Annotated in this window: 12 protein-coding genes; 4 read left to right on the plus strand and 8 right to left on the minus strand. The window is 52.5% G+C overall.

The features are described from left to right. Positions 1-622 precede the first annotated feature (622 nt). Positions 623-1,378, plus strand: coding sequence for a uroporphyrinogen-III C-methyltransferase (gene cobA, locus MKJ04_RS17205; RefSeq protein ID WP_241642899.1), 756 nt, complete (start codon positions 623-625; stop codon positions 1,376-1,378). A gap of 12 nt (positions 1,379-1,390) precedes the next feature. Here cobA and MKJ04_RS17210 read toward each other — a convergent pair whose 3' ends face one another. Then, entirely contained in the window at positions 1,391-1,936 is a 546-nt protein-coding gene (locus MKJ04_RS17210) for a DUF4136 domain-containing protein (protein WP_241642900.1), read from the minus strand. Between the two features lie 717 nt (positions 1,937-2,653). Between MKJ04_RS17210 and MKJ04_RS17215 the strand changes: the two genes are divergently transcribed. Continuing rightward, the gene (locus MKJ04_RS17215) at positions 2,654-2,920 is read left to right on the plus strand and encodes a hypothetical protein (protein ID WP_241642901.1); all 267 of its coding nucleotides are present in this window, start codon (positions 2,654-2,656) and stop codon (positions 2,918-2,920) included. A 52-nt stretch (positions 2,921-2,972) separates the two neighbouring features. Here MKJ04_RS17215 and paaN read toward each other — a convergent pair whose 3' ends face one another. Beyond that, positions 2,973-4,646: a phenylacetic acid degradation protein PaaN gene (gene paaN, locus MKJ04_RS17220; protein ID WP_241642902.1), complete on the minus strand. Its 1,674-nt coding sequence runs from the start codon at positions 4,644-4,646 to the stop codon at positions 2,973-2,975. A 255-nt stretch (positions 4,647-4,901) separates the two neighbouring features. Here paaN and MKJ04_RS17225 point away from each other — a divergent pair, with 255 nt between their 5' ends. Continuing rightward, the gene (locus tag MKJ04_RS17225; protein WP_241642903.1) at positions 4,902-8,198 is read left to right on the plus strand and encodes a S8 family serine peptidase; all 3,297 of its coding nucleotides are present in this window, start codon (positions 4,902-4,904) and stop codon (positions 8,196-8,198) included. Positions 8,199-8,308: 110 nt separating this feature from the next. On the opposite strand, the gene MKJ04_RS17230 is transcribed toward MKJ04_RS17225, so the two are convergent. After that, positions 8,309-10,585: an aconitate hydratase gene (locus MKJ04_RS17230; protein ID WP_241642904.1), complete on the minus strand. Its 2,277-nt coding sequence runs from the start codon at positions 10,583-10,585 to the stop codon at positions 8,309-8,311. Between the two features lie 199 nt (positions 10,586-10,784). Between MKJ04_RS17230 and MKJ04_RS17235 the strand changes: the two genes are divergently transcribed. Continuing rightward, entirely contained in the window at positions 10,785-12,047 is a 1,263-nt protein-coding gene (locus MKJ04_RS17235; RefSeq protein WP_241642905.1) for a peroxiredoxin family protein, read from the plus strand. Positions 12,048-12,523: 476 nt separating this feature from the next. Here MKJ04_RS17235 and MKJ04_RS17240 read toward each other — a convergent pair whose 3' ends face one another. From MKJ04_RS17240 to MKJ04_RS17260, 5 genes are all read right to left on the minus strand, one after another. After that, entirely contained in the window at positions 12,524-13,237 is a 714-nt protein-coding gene (locus MKJ04_RS17240; protein ID WP_241642906.1) for an SIMPL domain-containing protein, read from the minus strand. Positions 13,238-13,328: 91 nt separating this feature from the next. Next, positions 13,329-13,697, minus strand: coding sequence for a hypothetical protein (locus tag MKJ04_RS17245; protein WP_241642907.1), 369 nt, complete (start codon positions 13,695-13,697; stop codon positions 13,329-13,331). Positions 13,698-14,452: 755 nt separating this feature from the next. Next, entirely contained in the window at positions 14,453-15,736 is a 1,284-nt protein-coding gene (locus tag MKJ04_RS17250) for a metal-dependent hydrolase family protein (protein ID WP_241642908.1), read from the minus strand. A gap of 30 nt (positions 15,737-15,766) precedes the next feature. Continuing rightward, entirely contained in the window at positions 15,767-16,138 is a 372-nt protein-coding gene (locus MKJ04_RS17255; RefSeq protein ID WP_241642909.1) for a VOC family protein, read from the minus strand. Positions 16,139-16,172: 34 nt separating this feature from the next. Continuing rightward, positions 16,173-16,535, minus strand: coding sequence for a glyoxalase/bleomycin resistance/extradiol dioxygenase family protein (locus MKJ04_RS17260; RefSeq protein ID WP_241642910.1), 363 nt, complete (start codon positions 16,533-16,535; stop codon positions 16,173-16,175). Positions 16,536-17,018 lie beyond the last annotated feature (483 nt).

Genomic DNA, 17,018 nt, shown 5'->3' on the forward strand with positions numbered 1-17,018 from the left:
GACATTTTTATAATAGGGTTTGACTTGGTTGAAAATTTAACAATTCTCACACAATCACTTACCAAGGCCCTCTATTTTTAAACTTTTCTAAGTTTGAAAAAATTTTAAAAAACTTTAAATTTTTTCCATGACCCTATAAATAATAGGGGAGGTTTTAAAATTATTATTAAATATCTTAAACTTGCCTATTATAAAATAGGGGTTGCAACTGTATAATATATGATATACACATAGATACCCCCTATTTTATAATAGTGTTTCTAAAACAATATACTTTAGTTATTAAATTTGATTATACATATAAACACGACTGCTTAAACATGAGTGAGTAACTAATCATCGATGCTTCGCTAACTAATTTAACTATACCTGGAAAAGTGCAGCGGCTCCATTTGTGTCGTCACGGCATCTGGTATGGTTTTCAGGTCCAACGGACGGTCGACTCCCCCTGCCTGGCAACAGGGTATGGCTCGGGAGAAGCCAGTGGCGAGAACAGCCGGAGCCGACAAAACTTTAGTACATTTAAATGCGCAACACTTCCTGGCGCGCTCTTTTACACAACTGCGGCTATACCGTCGTATAAAATAGCAGCGCACATACCTGTTTAATAACACCAAGTAACATGCCTGACCAAGAAATAACCCCTGAACTTTATGTGGTGGGTGCCGGCCCCGGCGATCCGGAGCTGATTACAGTGAAAGCGTACAAAATTTTGCAGAAAGCAGACGTGGTGCTCTATGACAACCTGGCCAACAGCGAGTTGCTGGACATCACCAAGCCCGACTGCGAAAAGATCTATGTCGGGAAAAGGCCCTACGGCAGCTATACCCCACAGGAGCGCATCCATGAGCTGATTAAAGAGAAGGCGCTCGAGAAAGGGCTGGTGGTGCGGCTGAAGGGCGGCGACCCCTATATCTTCGGGAGAGGGTTTGAGGAGGTGCTGTTTGCCCGGGAGCACGGCATTCCGGCGCACTACATTCCGGGCATCACGAGCATGCAGGCCAGCGGCTTCGACGACATTCCGCTCACGCACCGGGCCGTGAGCGAGGGCATCTGGGCCATCACCGGCACAAAGAAAGACGGCTCCCTGTCTGATGACCTGCGGCTGTCGATGCATAGCAACGCGACCGTCATTATCTATATGGGCATGAAAAAAGCGGCGGAGATTGCCGCCACCTATGTGCAGGAAGGGAAAGGGGACATGCCGGTGGCTGTGATCCAGCATGCCTCGCTGCCGCACAAGAAATCGGCGGTGGGCAAAGTAAAGGACCTGGTGGAGCTGATCGACACGCACAAGCTGACCTACCCCGCCCTCATCGTGATCGGGTGGGTAATCGGGGTGCGGGAGGGAACGCAGCAGCGCCCCAACCAACACTAACGGACAGCGCCTTTACTGCGGCAGCTCCCGAAACAGCTTGGCCATACCCCGCTGCAGCTGCTCCTTCAACTTGACGGGCTTGCGCTCCAGTATGGCTTCGGCGGTGCCCTGCCACACCAGCTCGTTGCGGGCGCTGTTCACCAGGTGCACCGACACGCTGCCTTCCTTGTAGCGACCTACCTCCACCTCGCGGCTGCGCCAGGTATAGCGTCGCTGCCCGATGTACTGCGGCGGATCCGTCAGGATGCTCGTTTGGCGGGTCTGCACCTGCTCCTGCACCACAACGCCCAGGTTTACGAGCAGGTCGGGGGAGGTGGCGGCGCGTGTCATGCCGCGGGCCTCCAGCTGCTGCGCAACGGCTTCCTGCAGGCGCTGCACCTGCGGCTGGTAAACGGGCCCCAGCCCGTCACCGGAGGCATCCACCTCAAAAAAAGCGAATGTTTTGTATTGGCTGAGCTGGAAGTCCGGGGCTGCTTCCGTGTCCACGTGTATGGCCGGTGCGCAGCCCGCCAGAAACAGCAGCAAGGGCATCAGCAGCAGGATTGGCAGTGTTTTCATATAGCTTTTGGGTTGATGTCAGGGTATAGTATACGCAAATGCTGTGCATGGCACTGAACCAGCTATGCACCGGGCGGGAAACGCACTCCAGCTAAAGCTCCAGATAAATGAGGCCCCTACCCTAGGCGTGGCGCGGAAAGCAAGCTACAAACGAAGCACTCCTATAGTATATAACGTGAACTTAGGGATATACCGGTTCTTTCAAAACTTGAATAGCCTTGTTTCCATAGCTTGCTTTGCGCTCCACGCCTAGGGTAGGGGCCCTACTTAAGCTGGGGCGCGTTTTCCCGCTCGGCACCTTGTAGTTGAAGCTGCCTTCGCTCTGCTCAGGCTGCCTCACTGCGTTCGGCACCGCAACAACTACAAGTAGAGGGCCCCTACCCCCGGTGCCTCCCGGAAAAACTGGGAATCATTTTGCCCTGATCTAGCTAAACTATAGTTTTCCAAAGCAGAAAAACTTATTTGAGAGCAAGTTAACCTGCAGCTATTCCCGAATTCACGTTATATAGCTAACTTCCGCCACAAGGCCTTGTAAAACTACCTATCCCTACTAATCGGGTTCATGTTATGGTTGCCTAAAAGCTCCCTGTGGGGCGAAGTTCTGGCACATCCTTTTTTGCGGAACATAAGTATGTAGGTAAGAAGCACGCCTGACAAGCGCACGTTTAAAACCACTTTATACTACATATGGACAACTACCCTCTTAAACCGGAACATATGAAAGCACCTGCCCACCTGACGCGTGAGGAGATACAAATGAGCCTCGACGAGTTGGACAGCAAGATCAAGGTCCTGAAAGGGCGCGTGAACGCCACTGCCTCAGACTCGCACCATACCTACCACGAGCACATTGCCGGGCTGGAGCGAAAGCGGGAGCTGATTATGACCAGATTTGCCGACGCTGGAGAAAACCAGAGTGCCTGGCAGGAGCTGCGCGACGGACTGGACCAGTTGAGAAACGACCTGAGCAAACTCTTTAAATAAAAAAATCCCCTGCAAAACGAATTGCAGGGGATTTTTGCGTTTTACGCATGGCTTATCTGGCCGCTGGCTCCCGGAAGCCAACCCAGGTAAAGCGCTTGATCACAAACTCAGGGTTTGTGAAAGAGGCATTGCCCGCCGGGTTGCCGCCCGTTACGTGGAAGTCGGAGAAGCTGGCGTTCTGGTTCACGTAAATGCCGCCTGTCAGGTTAAACGACACCGGCGTGCCCGCCAGCCCCATCTCATCCATGATCTGCTCTTTCACGGCAGGGTCAGTGGTATACGCCCCGCACGAAATGGCCCCGTACTGCTGCGCCAACTCTTTGGCAATGGCAATCGACTGGTTGGTGTCTTTGGTTTTGATCACCAGCACAATTGGCCCGAACAGTTCGCGGCTGTAGCTCTCCTTCTCACTGGCATCCACCTCATAAATCACCGGGGTGCAGGTACGGGCATTGGCGAATACCGGGTGGGTGAAATCGCCGGTTCCCAGCACTTGCTTTCCCTTCAGGCTGGCGGCTTCCTGCACGCGCCCCGTCGTGGCCGGGTTCTGGATCGCACCCAGGATGTGCGGCCCCGCCTTCGGGTTGTTCACCAGAGCGGTCACCGCTTCGGAAATTTTCTGCACCACCTGCTCGTAGGGCACCGTCCCGCCGCCTGCCTTCACGCCACCTTCCGGTATAAAGAAGTTCTGCGGGGCGGTGCACATCTGGCCGGAGTACAGGGTAACGGAAAAGGCAAGGTTCTGCGCTACCTTGTCCAGGTCGTCCATCGAGTCCAGAATAATGGAGTTCACGCCCGTCTTTTCGGTGAAGGTAACCTTGCCCGGAAGGCGCTCTATATAATTGCCGAACTCGGAGCCTCCGGTATAGTCGATCAGTTTCACGCTGGGATTCTCGGCGAGTTCCTTCGCGATCAGGCGTTCATCGGCATCCACTGCCAGCTGGCAGATGTTGGGGTTCAGTCCGTTTTCCTGCAGCACTTTCTGCACTTCCGCCACCACGATGGCGATGGGCAGCACGGCTTTCGGGTGTGGCTTCACAATAACGGGGTTGCCCGTAACCAGGCTGGCAAACATGCCGGGCACCGTGTTCCAGGTCGGGAAGGTAGCGCAGCCGATCACCAGGGCAACGCCCTTCGGCACGGCTTTCCAGGTTTTGTTCAGCTTCAGGTTATACTTGCCCATCGGCTTCTCCCACTCCACAGATTCCGGGAAGCGGGTCTGCTCCTCGTAGCCAGCGGCAACTGCCTCCAGCGCCCGATCCGCAGCGTGCGGCCCCGATGCCTGAAACGACATCATGTAGGCCTGGCCGGTAGTGTGCATCGTGGCATAGGCAATCTCAAAAAAACGCGCCCGCAACCGCTCCAGCGACTCAACCAGCAGCGCGGCCCTGTCGGCGGGCTTTAGTTTGCGCCATTGGTGGTAAGCCTCTTCGGCACGCGCCACCAGCACCTCGGGTGCGAAGTATGGATACTGTACCCCCAGGGCCTGCTGCTCGTACGGCGACTCCTCCTGCCCTACCCATTGCTCCGGGTCCTGCTGCAGCAACTCTTCAAACTTGTTGTGCAGCAGTGCTTTATACCGCTCACGGCCTTCCTTGTCTGCGTGCTCCCCATACACGTCCGGCGACGGGTTTTCAGGAAAATGTGCAAAAAAGGCACGGCTGTGCAAGGCGCTCACCGCTGTGTTGATAGTAGATTGATGCTTATCCACTAAATTTAATTTCATAGTAACTTGGTTATATAATAAAACATGAATACTTTAACCTTACCGACGGTTATTACTTACCATATAGCAATATTTTATAGTATATTTATGCTATAGTCTTTCCCGCCGGTTTAGCTCAGGTAGGGAAAGATACATAAAAAAATCCGGAAGGCTGAGGGACCCTGGCAAATTCAAAGCTTCCTCAAAACCCTTTACCTGGCTATCAGCGACACAACGATGCGCTGATGCCTACCCAAACCTGGCTTGTATGAAAGTATGTTCCCGAAACTAAATCTGCAGCAGCGCTTCGCTGTTCCTTTGCTGCTTACGCTTCTATCTGTTACCCTGGGGTTTGCCCAGCGTCCGGGCGGCACCGGCGACCGAACAGAGCCCCATAAAGTAGTGTATAAGCTTAAGCCCGTAGCTGGCCCGCTGGCCCGCACAACCCAACCAGGCAGCGAAAAACTGAGCCAGGCCCTGCAGCGAATCGGGGCCCGGGAGATGCGGCAGCGGTTTCCGGAGCGGCGGCAGGCGTATACCCAGGCACGCAAGGCAAGCCCCACCGTAGACCTCTCGCTGATTTATGAGTTGCAATACGCGGACGCCTATACCCTGGAGCAGGTGCAGAGAGTGCTGCTTGGCACCGGTATGGTGGCCTATGTGGAACCCCTCTACCTGCGGGAGCCGCTCACGCAGCCCAACGATCCCTCCGCCGACTCGCTTAAAACCAGCCAGTACTATCTGAAACTGGTGCAGGCCTACGAAGGCTGGGCCGTGGAAAAAGGCGACACTAACGTGGTGATCGGGGTGCTGGACACCGGATTCCGGCTCACCCACGATGAACTCAAAACAAAGGTAAAGCACAACTACAGCGACCCGGTGGATGGCGTGGATAACGACGGCGACGGGTACGTGGACAACTTCACGGGCTGGGACTTTGCCGACAACGACAACAACGTGGCCGACGACACCCCTTTTACCGGGCATGGCACCGCTGTGGCAGGCGTGGCCGCCGGGGCAACCAACAACGGCAAAGGAATCGCAAGCCTGGGCTATAACGCCTTTTTTATGCCGCTCAAAGTATTTTCTGCTGTCGAAAACGGTCATTTCGGGGGGTATGAGGCCATTGTGTATGCCGCAGACAAAGGGTGCAAGGTCATTAACATTTCCTGGGGCGGAACAGGCAAATCGGAGTATGAGCAGGATATCATCAACTATGCCGTGCTCGACAAGGACGTGCTGATTGTGGCTGCGGGCGGAAACACGAACAAACTACTCGACGTCTACCCGGCATCCTATGAAAATGTGCTGTCTGTCGGCGGCACCACCGACAAAGACGTCAAGTACCGGGACTTTACCTACAGCTACCGCATCGACATGGTGGCCCCCGGCACGAACATCCTGACCTCCACCATCTCCAGCGACAACGCCTATGGAGGCGTGTATGGCACGTCCTTCTCCTCCCCGATTGTGGCCGGAAGCGCGGCTCTGGTCAGATCAAAATACCCACAATTGTCTGCACTGCAGGCAGCAGAGCGCCTGCGCGTCACGACGGACAACATTTACAACCTGCCCGGAAATGCCCAATACACTGAGTTACTGGGCAGCGGACGCCTGAACCTGAAACGGGCCCTGAAGGCAACAAACCTGAAGTCGGTGCGGTGCACTGCGCACGGTTTGGCGCAGCGCACGCAAACTCCCTTTGCCGGCAGCAAAGTGAGTTTTGAGACCAGCTATAGAAACCACCTTTCCCCCACTTCGGCCCTGGAAGTAACGCTAACGTGTTCGTCGCCGTTTGTGACGGTGGAGCGCGGCACGCTGGACCTGGGCAGCCTGGCCACCAATGCCACGGCTTCGTCCGGGTCGCGGCCCTTTATCCTGAACATTGCCGAAGACGCCCCCATGAATGAGCTCGTGTACCTGCGCCTGGGCTATCAGGACGGGAGCTATACCGATTTCGAATATGTCTCACTCGTCATCAACCCAAGCTATGTCACCCTCACGGCCAACAGCCTGCACGTTACCCTGAACAACGTCGGAAACCTGGGCTACAATGGGCTTAACTTTACCCAGGGCGTCGGTGTGAAGTATAAAGGCAGCCCTTCGCTGCTGTTTGAGGGTGGGTTGATGGTGGCGACCGATGCGGGCATGGTATCGGAAAACCTCCACAACGAGCAGTGGCAGAACAACGCCGGTTTCCAGTCGGCCAGTTCGTTGCGCCTGCGCCACGACACGCCTCTTGCCACACAGGAGGCCCGCACCCTGATGGCGGCCACTGGCCCGAGCCAGGCCGGTGTGCAGGTAAAGCAGGTAAGCTCTGCCTGGATGGACGCCCCGAATCAGGATTACGTCATTCTGGAGTACCAGGTCACCAACGTCACGGAGGAGACCATAGGCCAGGTGCACGTCGGGGTTTTTGCCGACTGGGACATTGGCAACTACCTGCAGAATGCGGCCTCCTGGGACAATGCCCTGAAACTGGGATATGTGTATAACACGCAAGTGCCTATGCCCTACGCCGGTTTGAAGCTGCTCACCAACGGCGCGCCCATCCATCACGCCATCGACAACATTGGCGGGAACGACTCCACCGTAACCGTGGATGACGGCTTCTCCACTGCCGAGAAGTTCAAGGTGATCTCACGGGGTATGAGCCGAAAAAGTGCTGGCGGCAAACAAGGCAACAGCGTGTCGCATGTGGTGGGAGCCACGCTGAACGGCCTCGTCCCCGGCGAAACCCGGACCGTTGCCCTTGCCCTGCTGGCGGCGGATAACCTCAGCCAGCTGAAAACCCATGCGGCGGCTGCACAGGCAAAATACATCACCATTAAATCCGGGCCGAAGCCTTCAGGCACACGGCTCGCGCTCTGCGCCGGGTCGCCGGTTCTGATTACCCCTGACAAGGGCAGTTCCTTCCGGTTTTACGCCGATCAGGAAAAAGCTGCGCTGTTGGGCGCGGGCAGTTCATTTGCCATTAGCGCGCTGCAAGCCAGCAGAACGGTTTACGCCACCAACGCCGATTCTTTGTTCGAAAGCCAGCCGGTCCCCTACGCTTACAGTATCCCCGCCGAAGCGGAGGCTGACTTTACCCTGGGCCAGGGTTTCGGCAATGCCGGAAGCGCGGTGCCCCTGACCAACACAAGCAGGCAGGCGTCTTCCTTCCATTGGGCATTTGGCGACGGCACCACTTCCTCTGAGGCGAATCCAACCCATACCTACCCGCTGTCAGGCGTTTATACCATCACCCTGACCGCAACGGACAGCCTCGGGTGCGCGCAGAGCATGACGAGCAAGCAGCTGCAGGTATATGCCGACAAGCTGACGCTCTACCCAAACCCAGTCAGCGGCTCACTTGTCCTCAACCTGCCGGGGCCGGTGCAGCAGGGCAACAGCGCCACTGTGCCAGTGCTTACCCTCACCGATATTATGGGCAAGGTAATGACGCCGCCATACTATACAGAAGGCACCATGCTGCACTACGATGTCAGCAGGCTGGCGGCAGGGGTATACATCGCCCGCATCAGGTATAGCGAAAGCAGCCTCACAGAGCGGGTGCTGGTACAGAACAGGTAATCCCACTTGTTCAAGAACTGCGCTTTTACTTTTCAACAATAAAAAGCCATATAAAAAGAGAGGGCCTCCCATTTGGGAGGCCCTCTCTTTTTATACTAGCGAAGCAGTTACTATGCCTTCGCGCCTTTTTCCTTCAGTCGGATCAGGTTGAGGGCAGAACCTGCCTTGAACCACTCGATCTGACCCTGGTTATAGGTATGGTTTACCGTGAAGCTGTCCTGGCTGCCGTCTTTGTGCGTAAGCACCACTTTCAACGGCGTGCCTTCCTGGAAGTTTTCAAGGCCAAGGATATCAAACGTATCCGTTTCCTCGATCAAATCATAGTCCGCTTTGTTGGCGAACGTAAGTCCCAGCATACCCTGCTTTTTCAGGTTTGTTTCGTGGATACGCGCGAATGACTTCACGATAACCGCACGAACGCCCAGGTGGCGTGGCTCCATGGCCGCGTGCTCACGCGAAGAACCTTCACCGTAGTTTTCGTCGCCTACAACCACTGTACCGATTCCGGCAGCCTTGTACGTACGCGCAGTGGCTGGCACCGCCTCATACCCACGGGTCATGTCGTTGTATACGCTGTTGGCCTCGCCGTTGAATGCGTTGATCGCACCGATCAGCATGTTGTTCGAGATATTGTCCAGGTGGCCACGGTACTTCAACCATGGGCCAGCCATCGAGATATGGTCTGTGGTACACTTGCCTTGCGCCTTGATCAGGAGCTTCAACCCTTTCAGGTCTGTGCCTTCCCATGGCTTAAAGCCTTCCAGCAATTGCAGACGGTCAGATGCAGGATCAACCGCTACCTCTACCTGGCTTCCGTCTTCGGCAGGGGCTGTATACCCGGCATCTTCCACAGCAAAGCCCTGTGTCGGCAACTCAATTCCCTGCGGCTCGTCCAGCATTACCTGCTCGCCGTTCTTGTTGGTCAGGGTATCTGTGAGCGGGTTAAACGTCAGGTCGCCGGCAATAGCGAAGGCTGTAACGATCTCTGGTGATGCCACGAACGCGTGTGTGTTCGGGTTACCGTCGTTACGCTTCGCGAAGTTACGGTTGAATGACGTGATGATAGAGTTCTTGCGCTTCGGGTCGTCGGTATGGCGCGCCCACTGGCCGATACACGGACCGCAAGCGTTTGCCAACACCACACCGCCCATCTCCGCAAAGGTATCCAACAAGCCGTCGCGGGCTGTGGTATAACGCACCATCTCAGAACCTGGCGTGATGGTGAACTCAGCCTGGGCTACAAGTCCCTTTTCGATTGCCTGCGAGGCGATAGAGGCAGAGCGTGTTAAGTCTTCGTAAGAAGAGTTGGTGCACGAGCCGATCAAACCTACCTCCAGTTTCGCTGGCCAGTTGTGCTCTTTCACTACTGCTGCAAACTGAGAGATTGGCCAGGCCGCATCCGGTGTGAATGGTCCGTTTACGTGTGGCTCCAGCTCAGAAAGATTAATCTCGATCAGTTGGTCGTAGTAAGCTGCCGGGTCAGCCAACACCTCGTCGTCAGCGCGCAGGTGCTCTGCCACGCCATCGGCCATGTCAGCGATCTCCTCACGGTTGGTGGCCATCAGGTACTCACGCATCTTCGGGTCGTAGGCAAACACTGAGGTAGTTGCGCCAATCTCAGCACCCATGTTACAGATCGTGCCTTTACCGGTACAGGACAAAGACTCGGCGCCATCACCAAAATACTCTACAATCGCTCCCGTACCGCCTTTTACTGTCAGGATACCGGCAACTTTCAGAATCACGTCTTTGGCAGACGTCCAGCCGCTCAGTCTTCCTGTTAATTTAATACCGATCACTTTCGGAAACTTCAGCTCCCAGGGCATACCGGCCATCACGTCTACGGCATCAGCGCCGCCTACACCAATGGCCACCATACCCAAACCACCTGCGTTTGGCGTGTGTGAGTCTGTACCGATCATCATACCGCCCGGGAAGGCGTAGTTCTCGAGCACTACCTGGTGGATGATACCCGCACCCGGCTTCCAGAAGCCAAGGCCGTACTTATTTGAAACGGAGGCCAGGAAATCATATACCTCTTTGTTCTCGGTATAGGCATCCTGCAAGTCAGCGTCGGCACCGGTTCTCGCCTGAATCAGGTGGTCGCAATGCACGGTAGAAGGAACAGCCACTGTAGGCTTGCCCGCCTGCATGAACTGTAGCAAGGCCATCTGGGCCGTTGCATCCTGCATCGCTACTCTGTCCGGTGCGAAGTCTACGTAAGACTGGCCGCGCTGGTGTGCTCCTGTTGCCGGCCCCTCGTAAAGGTGCGCGTACAGGATTTTCTCTGTCAGTGTAAGCGGCTTGCCCACTTTAGTGCGACCAGCGGAGATGCGCTCGCCCATGCCGGCATATACTGCCTTGATCATTCCTAAATCAAATGCCATAGTTTTGCTATTGTTAATTATTGATTGCTTTCTGATGAAGTTTACAAATGTACAAAAACAAAGTATCTTGAAAAACATTAGTCCCCACGAATATAGGTACCTAGCGAAGCAAGGACGCCCTGGCTGGCGCACGAGGTTTTTAAGACGACAAGCTGTATGTTTGCACTCCTGTATTTCTTAAACGTTAAACGTTTATCACATGAAACATTACTTTAATCATACCTATACCAGCCTGATTTTGTTATTGGCAATCGCCGCCGCGCTGTTTCTAACTGGCTGTTCTTCCGATAAAACCACAAAACACATGATACAAACCGGTATGTGGCGCGTGGCGCTGCAGGCCCAGGGCCAGGAAATCCCGTTTCTGATGGAAGCGGAGGAGAAAGACGGAAAAACTGTGCTGTACCTGATAAACGGCGAAGAGCGCATTCTGCTCGACGACATCCAGCCGCAGGGCGACTCGGTGAAGATTAAGCTGCACATTTTTGATGCCGACCTGATTGCGAAGGTGAACGAGGGCAACATGCAGGGCCGCTTCGTGAAGAACGACACCCCAATGCCTTACTCCGTGCCCTTCACGGCGGAGCACGGGAAACAAAACCGCTTCGAAGCAAACCCAGCCCCGGCCGCCTATGATTTTGGAGGGAAATGGGAAGTGGTTTTCACCGACAAAGAAGGCAACAGCTACAACGCCATCGGTGTGTTCGAGCAAAACAACAACACCGTGACCGGCACTTTCCTGACAGAGACCGGCGATTACCGCTACCTGGAGGGCCAGGCAGAAGGCAAAACCCTACGCCTTTCGACCTTCGACGGCAACCATGCTTACCTGTTCACGGCCAAGCCGAGCGGCGACAGCACCCTGCTGGGCGAGTTCTACTCGGGTATGAGCGGCTACGAAAGCTGGACTGCCAAGCGCAACGCCAATGCCAAGCTCGCCAGCGCCGACACGCTCACCTACCTGAAAGAGGGGTATGAAACGCTTTCCTTCACCTTCCCGAACCTGGAGGGAAAGCCGGTTTCGCTGTCGGATGAGAAGTATAGGGGTAAGGTGGTGCTGGTGCAGTTGCTTGGCTCGTGGTGCCCTAACTGCCTCGACGAAACGCAATTCCTGATACCGTATTACAACCAGCACAAAGACCGCGGTATGGAGATCATCGGCCTCGGGTTTGAGCGCAGCCCGGAGTTCGGCAAAGCCGCCGCCCGCCTGCAGAAAATGAAATCCCGCCTCGACATTAACTACGACCTGCTGGTGGCGGGTATCTCAGACAAGGAGGCAGCCGCCAAGGCGCTCCCGGCACTTAACCACGTGCTCTCCTTCCCGACCACCATCTTCATTGGCCGCGACGGTAAAGTGCGCAAGATCCATACAGGTTTTTCAGGCCCCGGCACCGGTGCGTATTACGACGAGTGGGTAGCCGATTTTAACAAGACGATGGAAACCCTGCTGGAGGAGAAGTAGTAAGTTTAAAATTCGTATTTACACAAGCAAAAAAGCCACCTATTGTAGCAGTACAATAGGTGGCTTTTTTATTTATGGCTGAGAGTTTATACCTCTAATGCCATTGAAGTGGGGGTCTCTGATTTAAGATCTTACCTGTTTTTTCAATCCATTTAGGCATTTCAGCTACTCTTGAGGCAATAACCGAAGAGAGCCAGCGTAAGTGTGAGAAAACTGGACTATATAGCCTCAGTTAAGATCTACAAGCGTTGGATTAATTATAATACTGATTAACCCACCCCTGCCCCTCCGAGGAGGGGAATCTAATGCGCTATTTCACTGGCGCCCCGAAAGCTTTCGGGGTGATTTTAAATGATGCCGGGTTTGTGACTCGACTGGGCCAGAGGCCCAATTACACGATACACGCGCGAGACGCGAGCGAAGTCAAACTTAGAATAAAACAGTCCTGCTGCTAAAAAGGGTAACCCCGCACCATGTTACTGTTCCAGCTTGAATTTGACCTCAACTGCGCTGGCTACTTTTATCTTTTCAAATTCAATGTCCGCCGGTTTAAATTCCTCGTTTTTCTTTGGGGTATATCCTCGGATTATAACCCCCGCAACCCGCCCTTGCAGCGTGTTATTTACAGAGGTATGGGATTGATCTGAAATGTAGATGGCTGGGCCGATCTTTTGGTTTAGCGGCGCTGCCATATACACTGCCTGTTGCTTCGCTTTAGAGATTGCCCTGGATTTCAGGTCTAGCTGAAGCTGCTCGATCTTTGCGTATTCTGTTCTATCCAGAACCACGTTGGAGATATCGATTTCTTCGAGCGCGAGTATAACGCGACCGGCAGTAAGCGCGTCGGTAACCATGAGGGTATACTCTTTTCTTTTCAGAATATCCTGTTGCTTCAAAAAGTGCTTTCTGAAATTACTGGCCAGGTCATTCAGCATCAGATTCTGCCTGGTGTTAATACCTATTTGCTTCAAAGTGGCCTCCATCCGGGCCTCTAACTCTTCAACAGACGACTTTCCTTTGTTATCTTTCTCGGTTAGCACAATGTTCAGAAAAATCCGATCTGGCGTTACCAGGGTATCCACCTGGGCAGCGGTTTCGATAAAAGGTTGGTCGATAAAACTCTTGGTTTGCGAGAGCCCATCAAACGACTGAAGCAGTAAAATGGCGATGAGGTAAATTCCTTTGTTCATAGATGGGGCAGGAGTTTAATGGAATTGGCTTTGTGGTGGTGTTGCTACCGGTTAGCACAGGCAACGTGAAGCTTGTACTTTGTTACATGAATTAATTTTTTACTTTATCCCGTAATTTAATCGCAGCATTATTGATTTCTCTCCATTCTAGAGTATACACAAAATGTTCGATGTTAGGCACATGATAAGGAGTAACTCTAGTAGTCTCTCGGTCTAAAACATCTTGGAAATCAGCTAACATCTTTAATTCTGATTCATTAAATGCCATTCTAAATAATTTGTCATCAGGGTTGTAAATTGTTTCCCAATGCCCAAATAACTCAGATGACACATCTACAAATGGAACATTTTTTTGATATTCCAGTTGCTCTTCTTTCGAAGACCACAATTCAATGACTTCAAGAACCAATTTTCTAATTCTTGAAGCCATTTCTTCTTCGGAGATTATTTCTTTATCCATAAATATGGCAGGTAACGGATTGGCCTAAACTGTGGCATAGCTAAAGTTTAGGCGTGGTTAGGGTTCTGTTGTTTTTTCTTTTCAGCCATGACAGAAGAAGGTAATAGAATTCCCAAAGCATAACTGTCGTCCATAGACTGTAAAGGAAGTAGTTGAATATTCTTTCTCTTTCTGGTATTAGAGGGTGTCCACCAAATGGATTTGATTCATTCACGTAGATTTTCAAGGTCATAAGAGCCGTAGCTAAAGCAATTATCGGGAGCGTTACCACAACTCTTTTTCTTAAGTCGCTTTCAACAAACGCAGCATCGATACTAATGTGTAGTCGGTAAAAGAGAAACACCCAAAATAAAAGCGCAAAGAGAACATCAAAACCTGCATTGTAAAACATGATAAAATAGCCAATCACGCACGCAATCCCAACTCCCAAGGTATAGTACCCTAAGCTTTTTAGGTATTGCTTGAGTCTGTTAGCTCATTCAACTTCTTTCATGATTCCTATTGACCCTAACTTGTAGATATACATTACCAACTACGCATAACATACCCTAGCATCAGATAACCGTAACTGAGCTACCGAATATACTATATATAAAAAATTTAAAACAAACAAGACGGTATAAATCTCTCAACTCCAGAATGGGAATACCACATGCCGAGTTTCCATACCCCACTACCCTGCTTCAATAGCAGTTCAAGCAAAAAAGGCTACCCATCTTGCGATGAGTAGCCTTTTCTTTTCCCGATAGGGGCGCTTACTTTTTATAAACTTTCCCGTCCTTCATCACGAATTTAACATCCTCCAGGGTCTTGATGTTCTGGGTCGGGTCTTCCTTCACGGCGATGATGTCTGCGAAGAAGCCCGGGGCAAGCTGGCCGGATTCGTTTTCCATGTTCAGGATTTTGGCCGGAGTAATGGTCGCGCTCTGGATGGCTTCCATGGCAGGCATGCCCGCCTCTACCATATAGCCAAATTCCTTGGCGTTTTTCCCGTGCTCAAACACACCCGCATCTGTTCCGAAAGCAATCAGCACCCCCTTCTTGTACGCTCTCCCGAACGTATCCTGAATCTTAGGGCCAATTTCTAGGGCTTTGGGCACAACAAGCTCCGGGTAGTAATTCTTGACCTTTGCTTTTTCGCTCACTTCCTTGCCAGCCGTCAGGGTGGGCACCAGGTAAGTCTTGTGCTTTTTCATCAGGTCCATGGTCTCCTCGCTCATCAGGGTGCCATGCTCAATCGTTAACACTCCCCCTTTGATAGCCCGTTGCATGCCCTCGTCGCCGTGTGCGTGCGCCGCCACATGGAACCCGTAATCTTTTGCCGTCTGGGTAATCATCTTGATCTCCTCTAGCGTAAACTGCGGGTTAGAGCTGCTTTTGGCAACACTCAACACCCCGCCAGTAGCCGTGATCTTGATTAGGTCGGCACCGGTTTTATACCGTTCCCGCACCGCTTTCCGGGCATCGTCCACACTGTTCACCACGCCTTCCTTCGGCCCTGGGTTTCCGGTAAAAGCGGCGTTCATACCGTTGCTTGGGTCGGCGTGACCGCCGGTGGTGGCGATAGACTTGCCTGCCGTAAAAATTCGTGGCCCGGCTATTTTCCCTTTATTGATCGCGTCGCGCAACGAGATGTTCACGCCTGTTCCACCCAGATCGCGCACTGTGGTAAAACCTGCCAGCAAAGTGCTTTGCGCAAAGCCAACCGAGTTGAAGGCATCATCTGCGGGGTCGTTGGTGAAGCGCTCCAGGTACTTGCTCGGGTTCGTCTCGCTCTCCAGGTGCACGTGCATATCTGTCAGGCCCGGTAGCACCGTCATATCCCGAAGGTCGATGAGGCTGTCCGTCGCATTTTTGGGCTGCACATACCCATTCTCGATCCGCGTGATCTTGTTGCCGGAAACTATGATGGTCTTTTCCTGCAGCACCTTTCCGTTTCGGGTATCCACCAGTTTGCCGCTTTGGATGTATATATCCTGGGCGTAGAGGGTGTTACATGCGAGTAAAACCCCGAGGAAGGTCAGTAATCGTTTTTTCATGAGCGGGTAGTTTTTTGTTAGAGATAACGGTTATACATGTTGGTCGATCAAGATAGCATTTCCATCCGGATCGAGCACAACAAAACTTGCTGGCCCGGTGGTATTCTCATCGGCCTCATTCTCTAACTTTATTCCCTTTCCTTTCAGCTGCCGCTGTATTTCCCTCACGTCATCAAATGCCTCAACGCGGTTAGCGTTCTCGTCCCAACCCGGGTTAAAGGTCAGGATGTTGTTTTCGAACATACCTTGGAACAACCCGATCAGGGTATGCTCATTTTTCATGATGAGGTAATTCTGCGCGAGGTCGCCTGCAAACATCCTGAACCCGAGGGTTTCATAAAACTCCTTTGATGTGTTGATGTCCTTGACAGCAAGACTCACTGAAAATGCGCCTAATTTCATAGTGGTTGTTTTAAATTTATTGAGTGAGGCCTGTTTATACATCCTCCACGATGAAAATAGCATTTTTATTCAAATCAAAAAACCCGAACTCATTAGTTCCCCAGGGAGTGGAGAGGCGCAGTTTGTCTGGCCTTACCGCTTTTCGCGCCACAAGCTCTTCAAAAATCGGCCGGATGTTTTTCACCACTATCCTGATCACCGAGCCGCCAAGCAACGGGTCGTCTGCGGTATCTGCGTGCCACTGCAGGTGCAGGCACAAGTGGTCTCTTTTCAGCACGGCATACATCGTGTCTTTCTGCACCAGGCCAAACCCCACTTTTTCGTTATACCACACCACATCCCGTTCAATGTCCTGACTCGGTAACACAGGCGCGATTTCTAAGAGCGTGGTTTTCATAGCGGTAGCTTTAGCAGTAGGGTCGTTTCATTCTCTGTTTTACTGGTGCCCCGAAAGCTTTCGGGGTGTCTGAAAATGATGTCGAGTTTGAAACTCGACTGGGCCAGAGGCCCAATTATTACTTATACTCGCAAGACGCAAGCGAAAGCTATGCTTGAATGAAACGGCCCTTGCTTTAGAGCTAATCTTGTATTAGCGTATTTATCTGTTGGGTCAGCATGTTTACAAGCCCCGCTCTCTTGTTGGAAGCTTCTGCTACTCGACTCCCATACCTATCAGATAGTCAGGTTCGGGCGCTATCCAGTAAATGGCGATTCGTTCGATATCTTCAAATTGGATTTCTCTTACTGATAAGGGTATATCCATTTTAACTATTTGCAGCGCAGATTGCAGCGCAGAGTGCTATATTAAATGATATTACGATAAATTTCTATGCGTTTCTCTCAGGTTGTGCATTCCACAAGCAATGAGCATGACCGCATC

Source organism: Pontibacter sp. E15-1 (genome assembly GCF_022601975.1).
GTDB lineage: Bacteria > Bacteroidota > Bacteroidia > Cytophagales > Hymenobacteraceae > Pontibacter.

Excerpts from the sequence above, each read along its gene's own strand:
- cobA (WP_241642899.1), top strand. The coding sequence starts at position 623 with ATGCCTGACCAAGAAATAACCCCTGAACTTTATGTGGTGGGTGCCGGC.
- MKJ04_RS17210 (WP_241642900.1), bottom strand. The coding sequence starts at position 1,936 with ATGAAAACACTGCCAATCCTGCTGCTGATGCCCTTGCTGCTGTTTCTG.
- MKJ04_RS17215 (WP_241642901.1), top strand. The coding sequence starts at position 2,654 with ATGAAAGCACCTGCCCACCTGACGCGTGAGGAGATACAAATGAGCCTC.
- paaN (WP_241642902.1), bottom strand. The coding sequence starts at position 4,646 with ATGAAATTAAATTTAGTGGATAAGCATCAATCTACTATCAACACAGCG.
- MKJ04_RS17225 (WP_241642903.1), top strand. The coding sequence starts at position 4,902 with ATGTTCCCGAAACTAAATCTGCAGCAGCGCTTCGCTGTTCCTTTGCTG.
- MKJ04_RS17230 (WP_241642904.1), bottom strand. The coding sequence starts at position 10,585 with ATGGCATTTGATTTAGGAATGATCAAGGCAGTATATGCCGGCATGGGC.
- MKJ04_RS17235 (WP_241642905.1), top strand. The coding sequence starts at position 10,785 with ATGAAACATTACTTTAATCATACCTATACCAGCCTGATTTTGTTATTG.
- MKJ04_RS17240 (WP_241642906.1), bottom strand. The coding sequence starts at position 13,237 with ATGAACAAAGGAATTTACCTCATCGCCATTTTACTGCTTCAGTCGTTT.
- MKJ04_RS17245 (WP_241642907.1), bottom strand. The coding sequence starts at position 13,697 with ATGGATAAAGAAATAATCTCCGAAGAAGAAATGGCTTCAAGAATTAGA.
- MKJ04_RS17250 (WP_241642908.1), bottom strand. The coding sequence starts at position 15,736 with ATGAAAAAACGATTACTGACCTTCCTCGGGGTTTTACTCGCATGTAAC.
- MKJ04_RS17255 (WP_241642909.1), bottom strand. The coding sequence starts at position 16,138 with ATGAAATTAGGCGCATTTTCAGTGAGTCTTGCTGTCAAGGACATCAAC.
- MKJ04_RS17260 (WP_241642910.1), bottom strand. The coding sequence starts at position 16,535 with ATGAAAACCACGCTCTTAGAAATCGCGCCTGTGTTACCGAGTCAGGAC.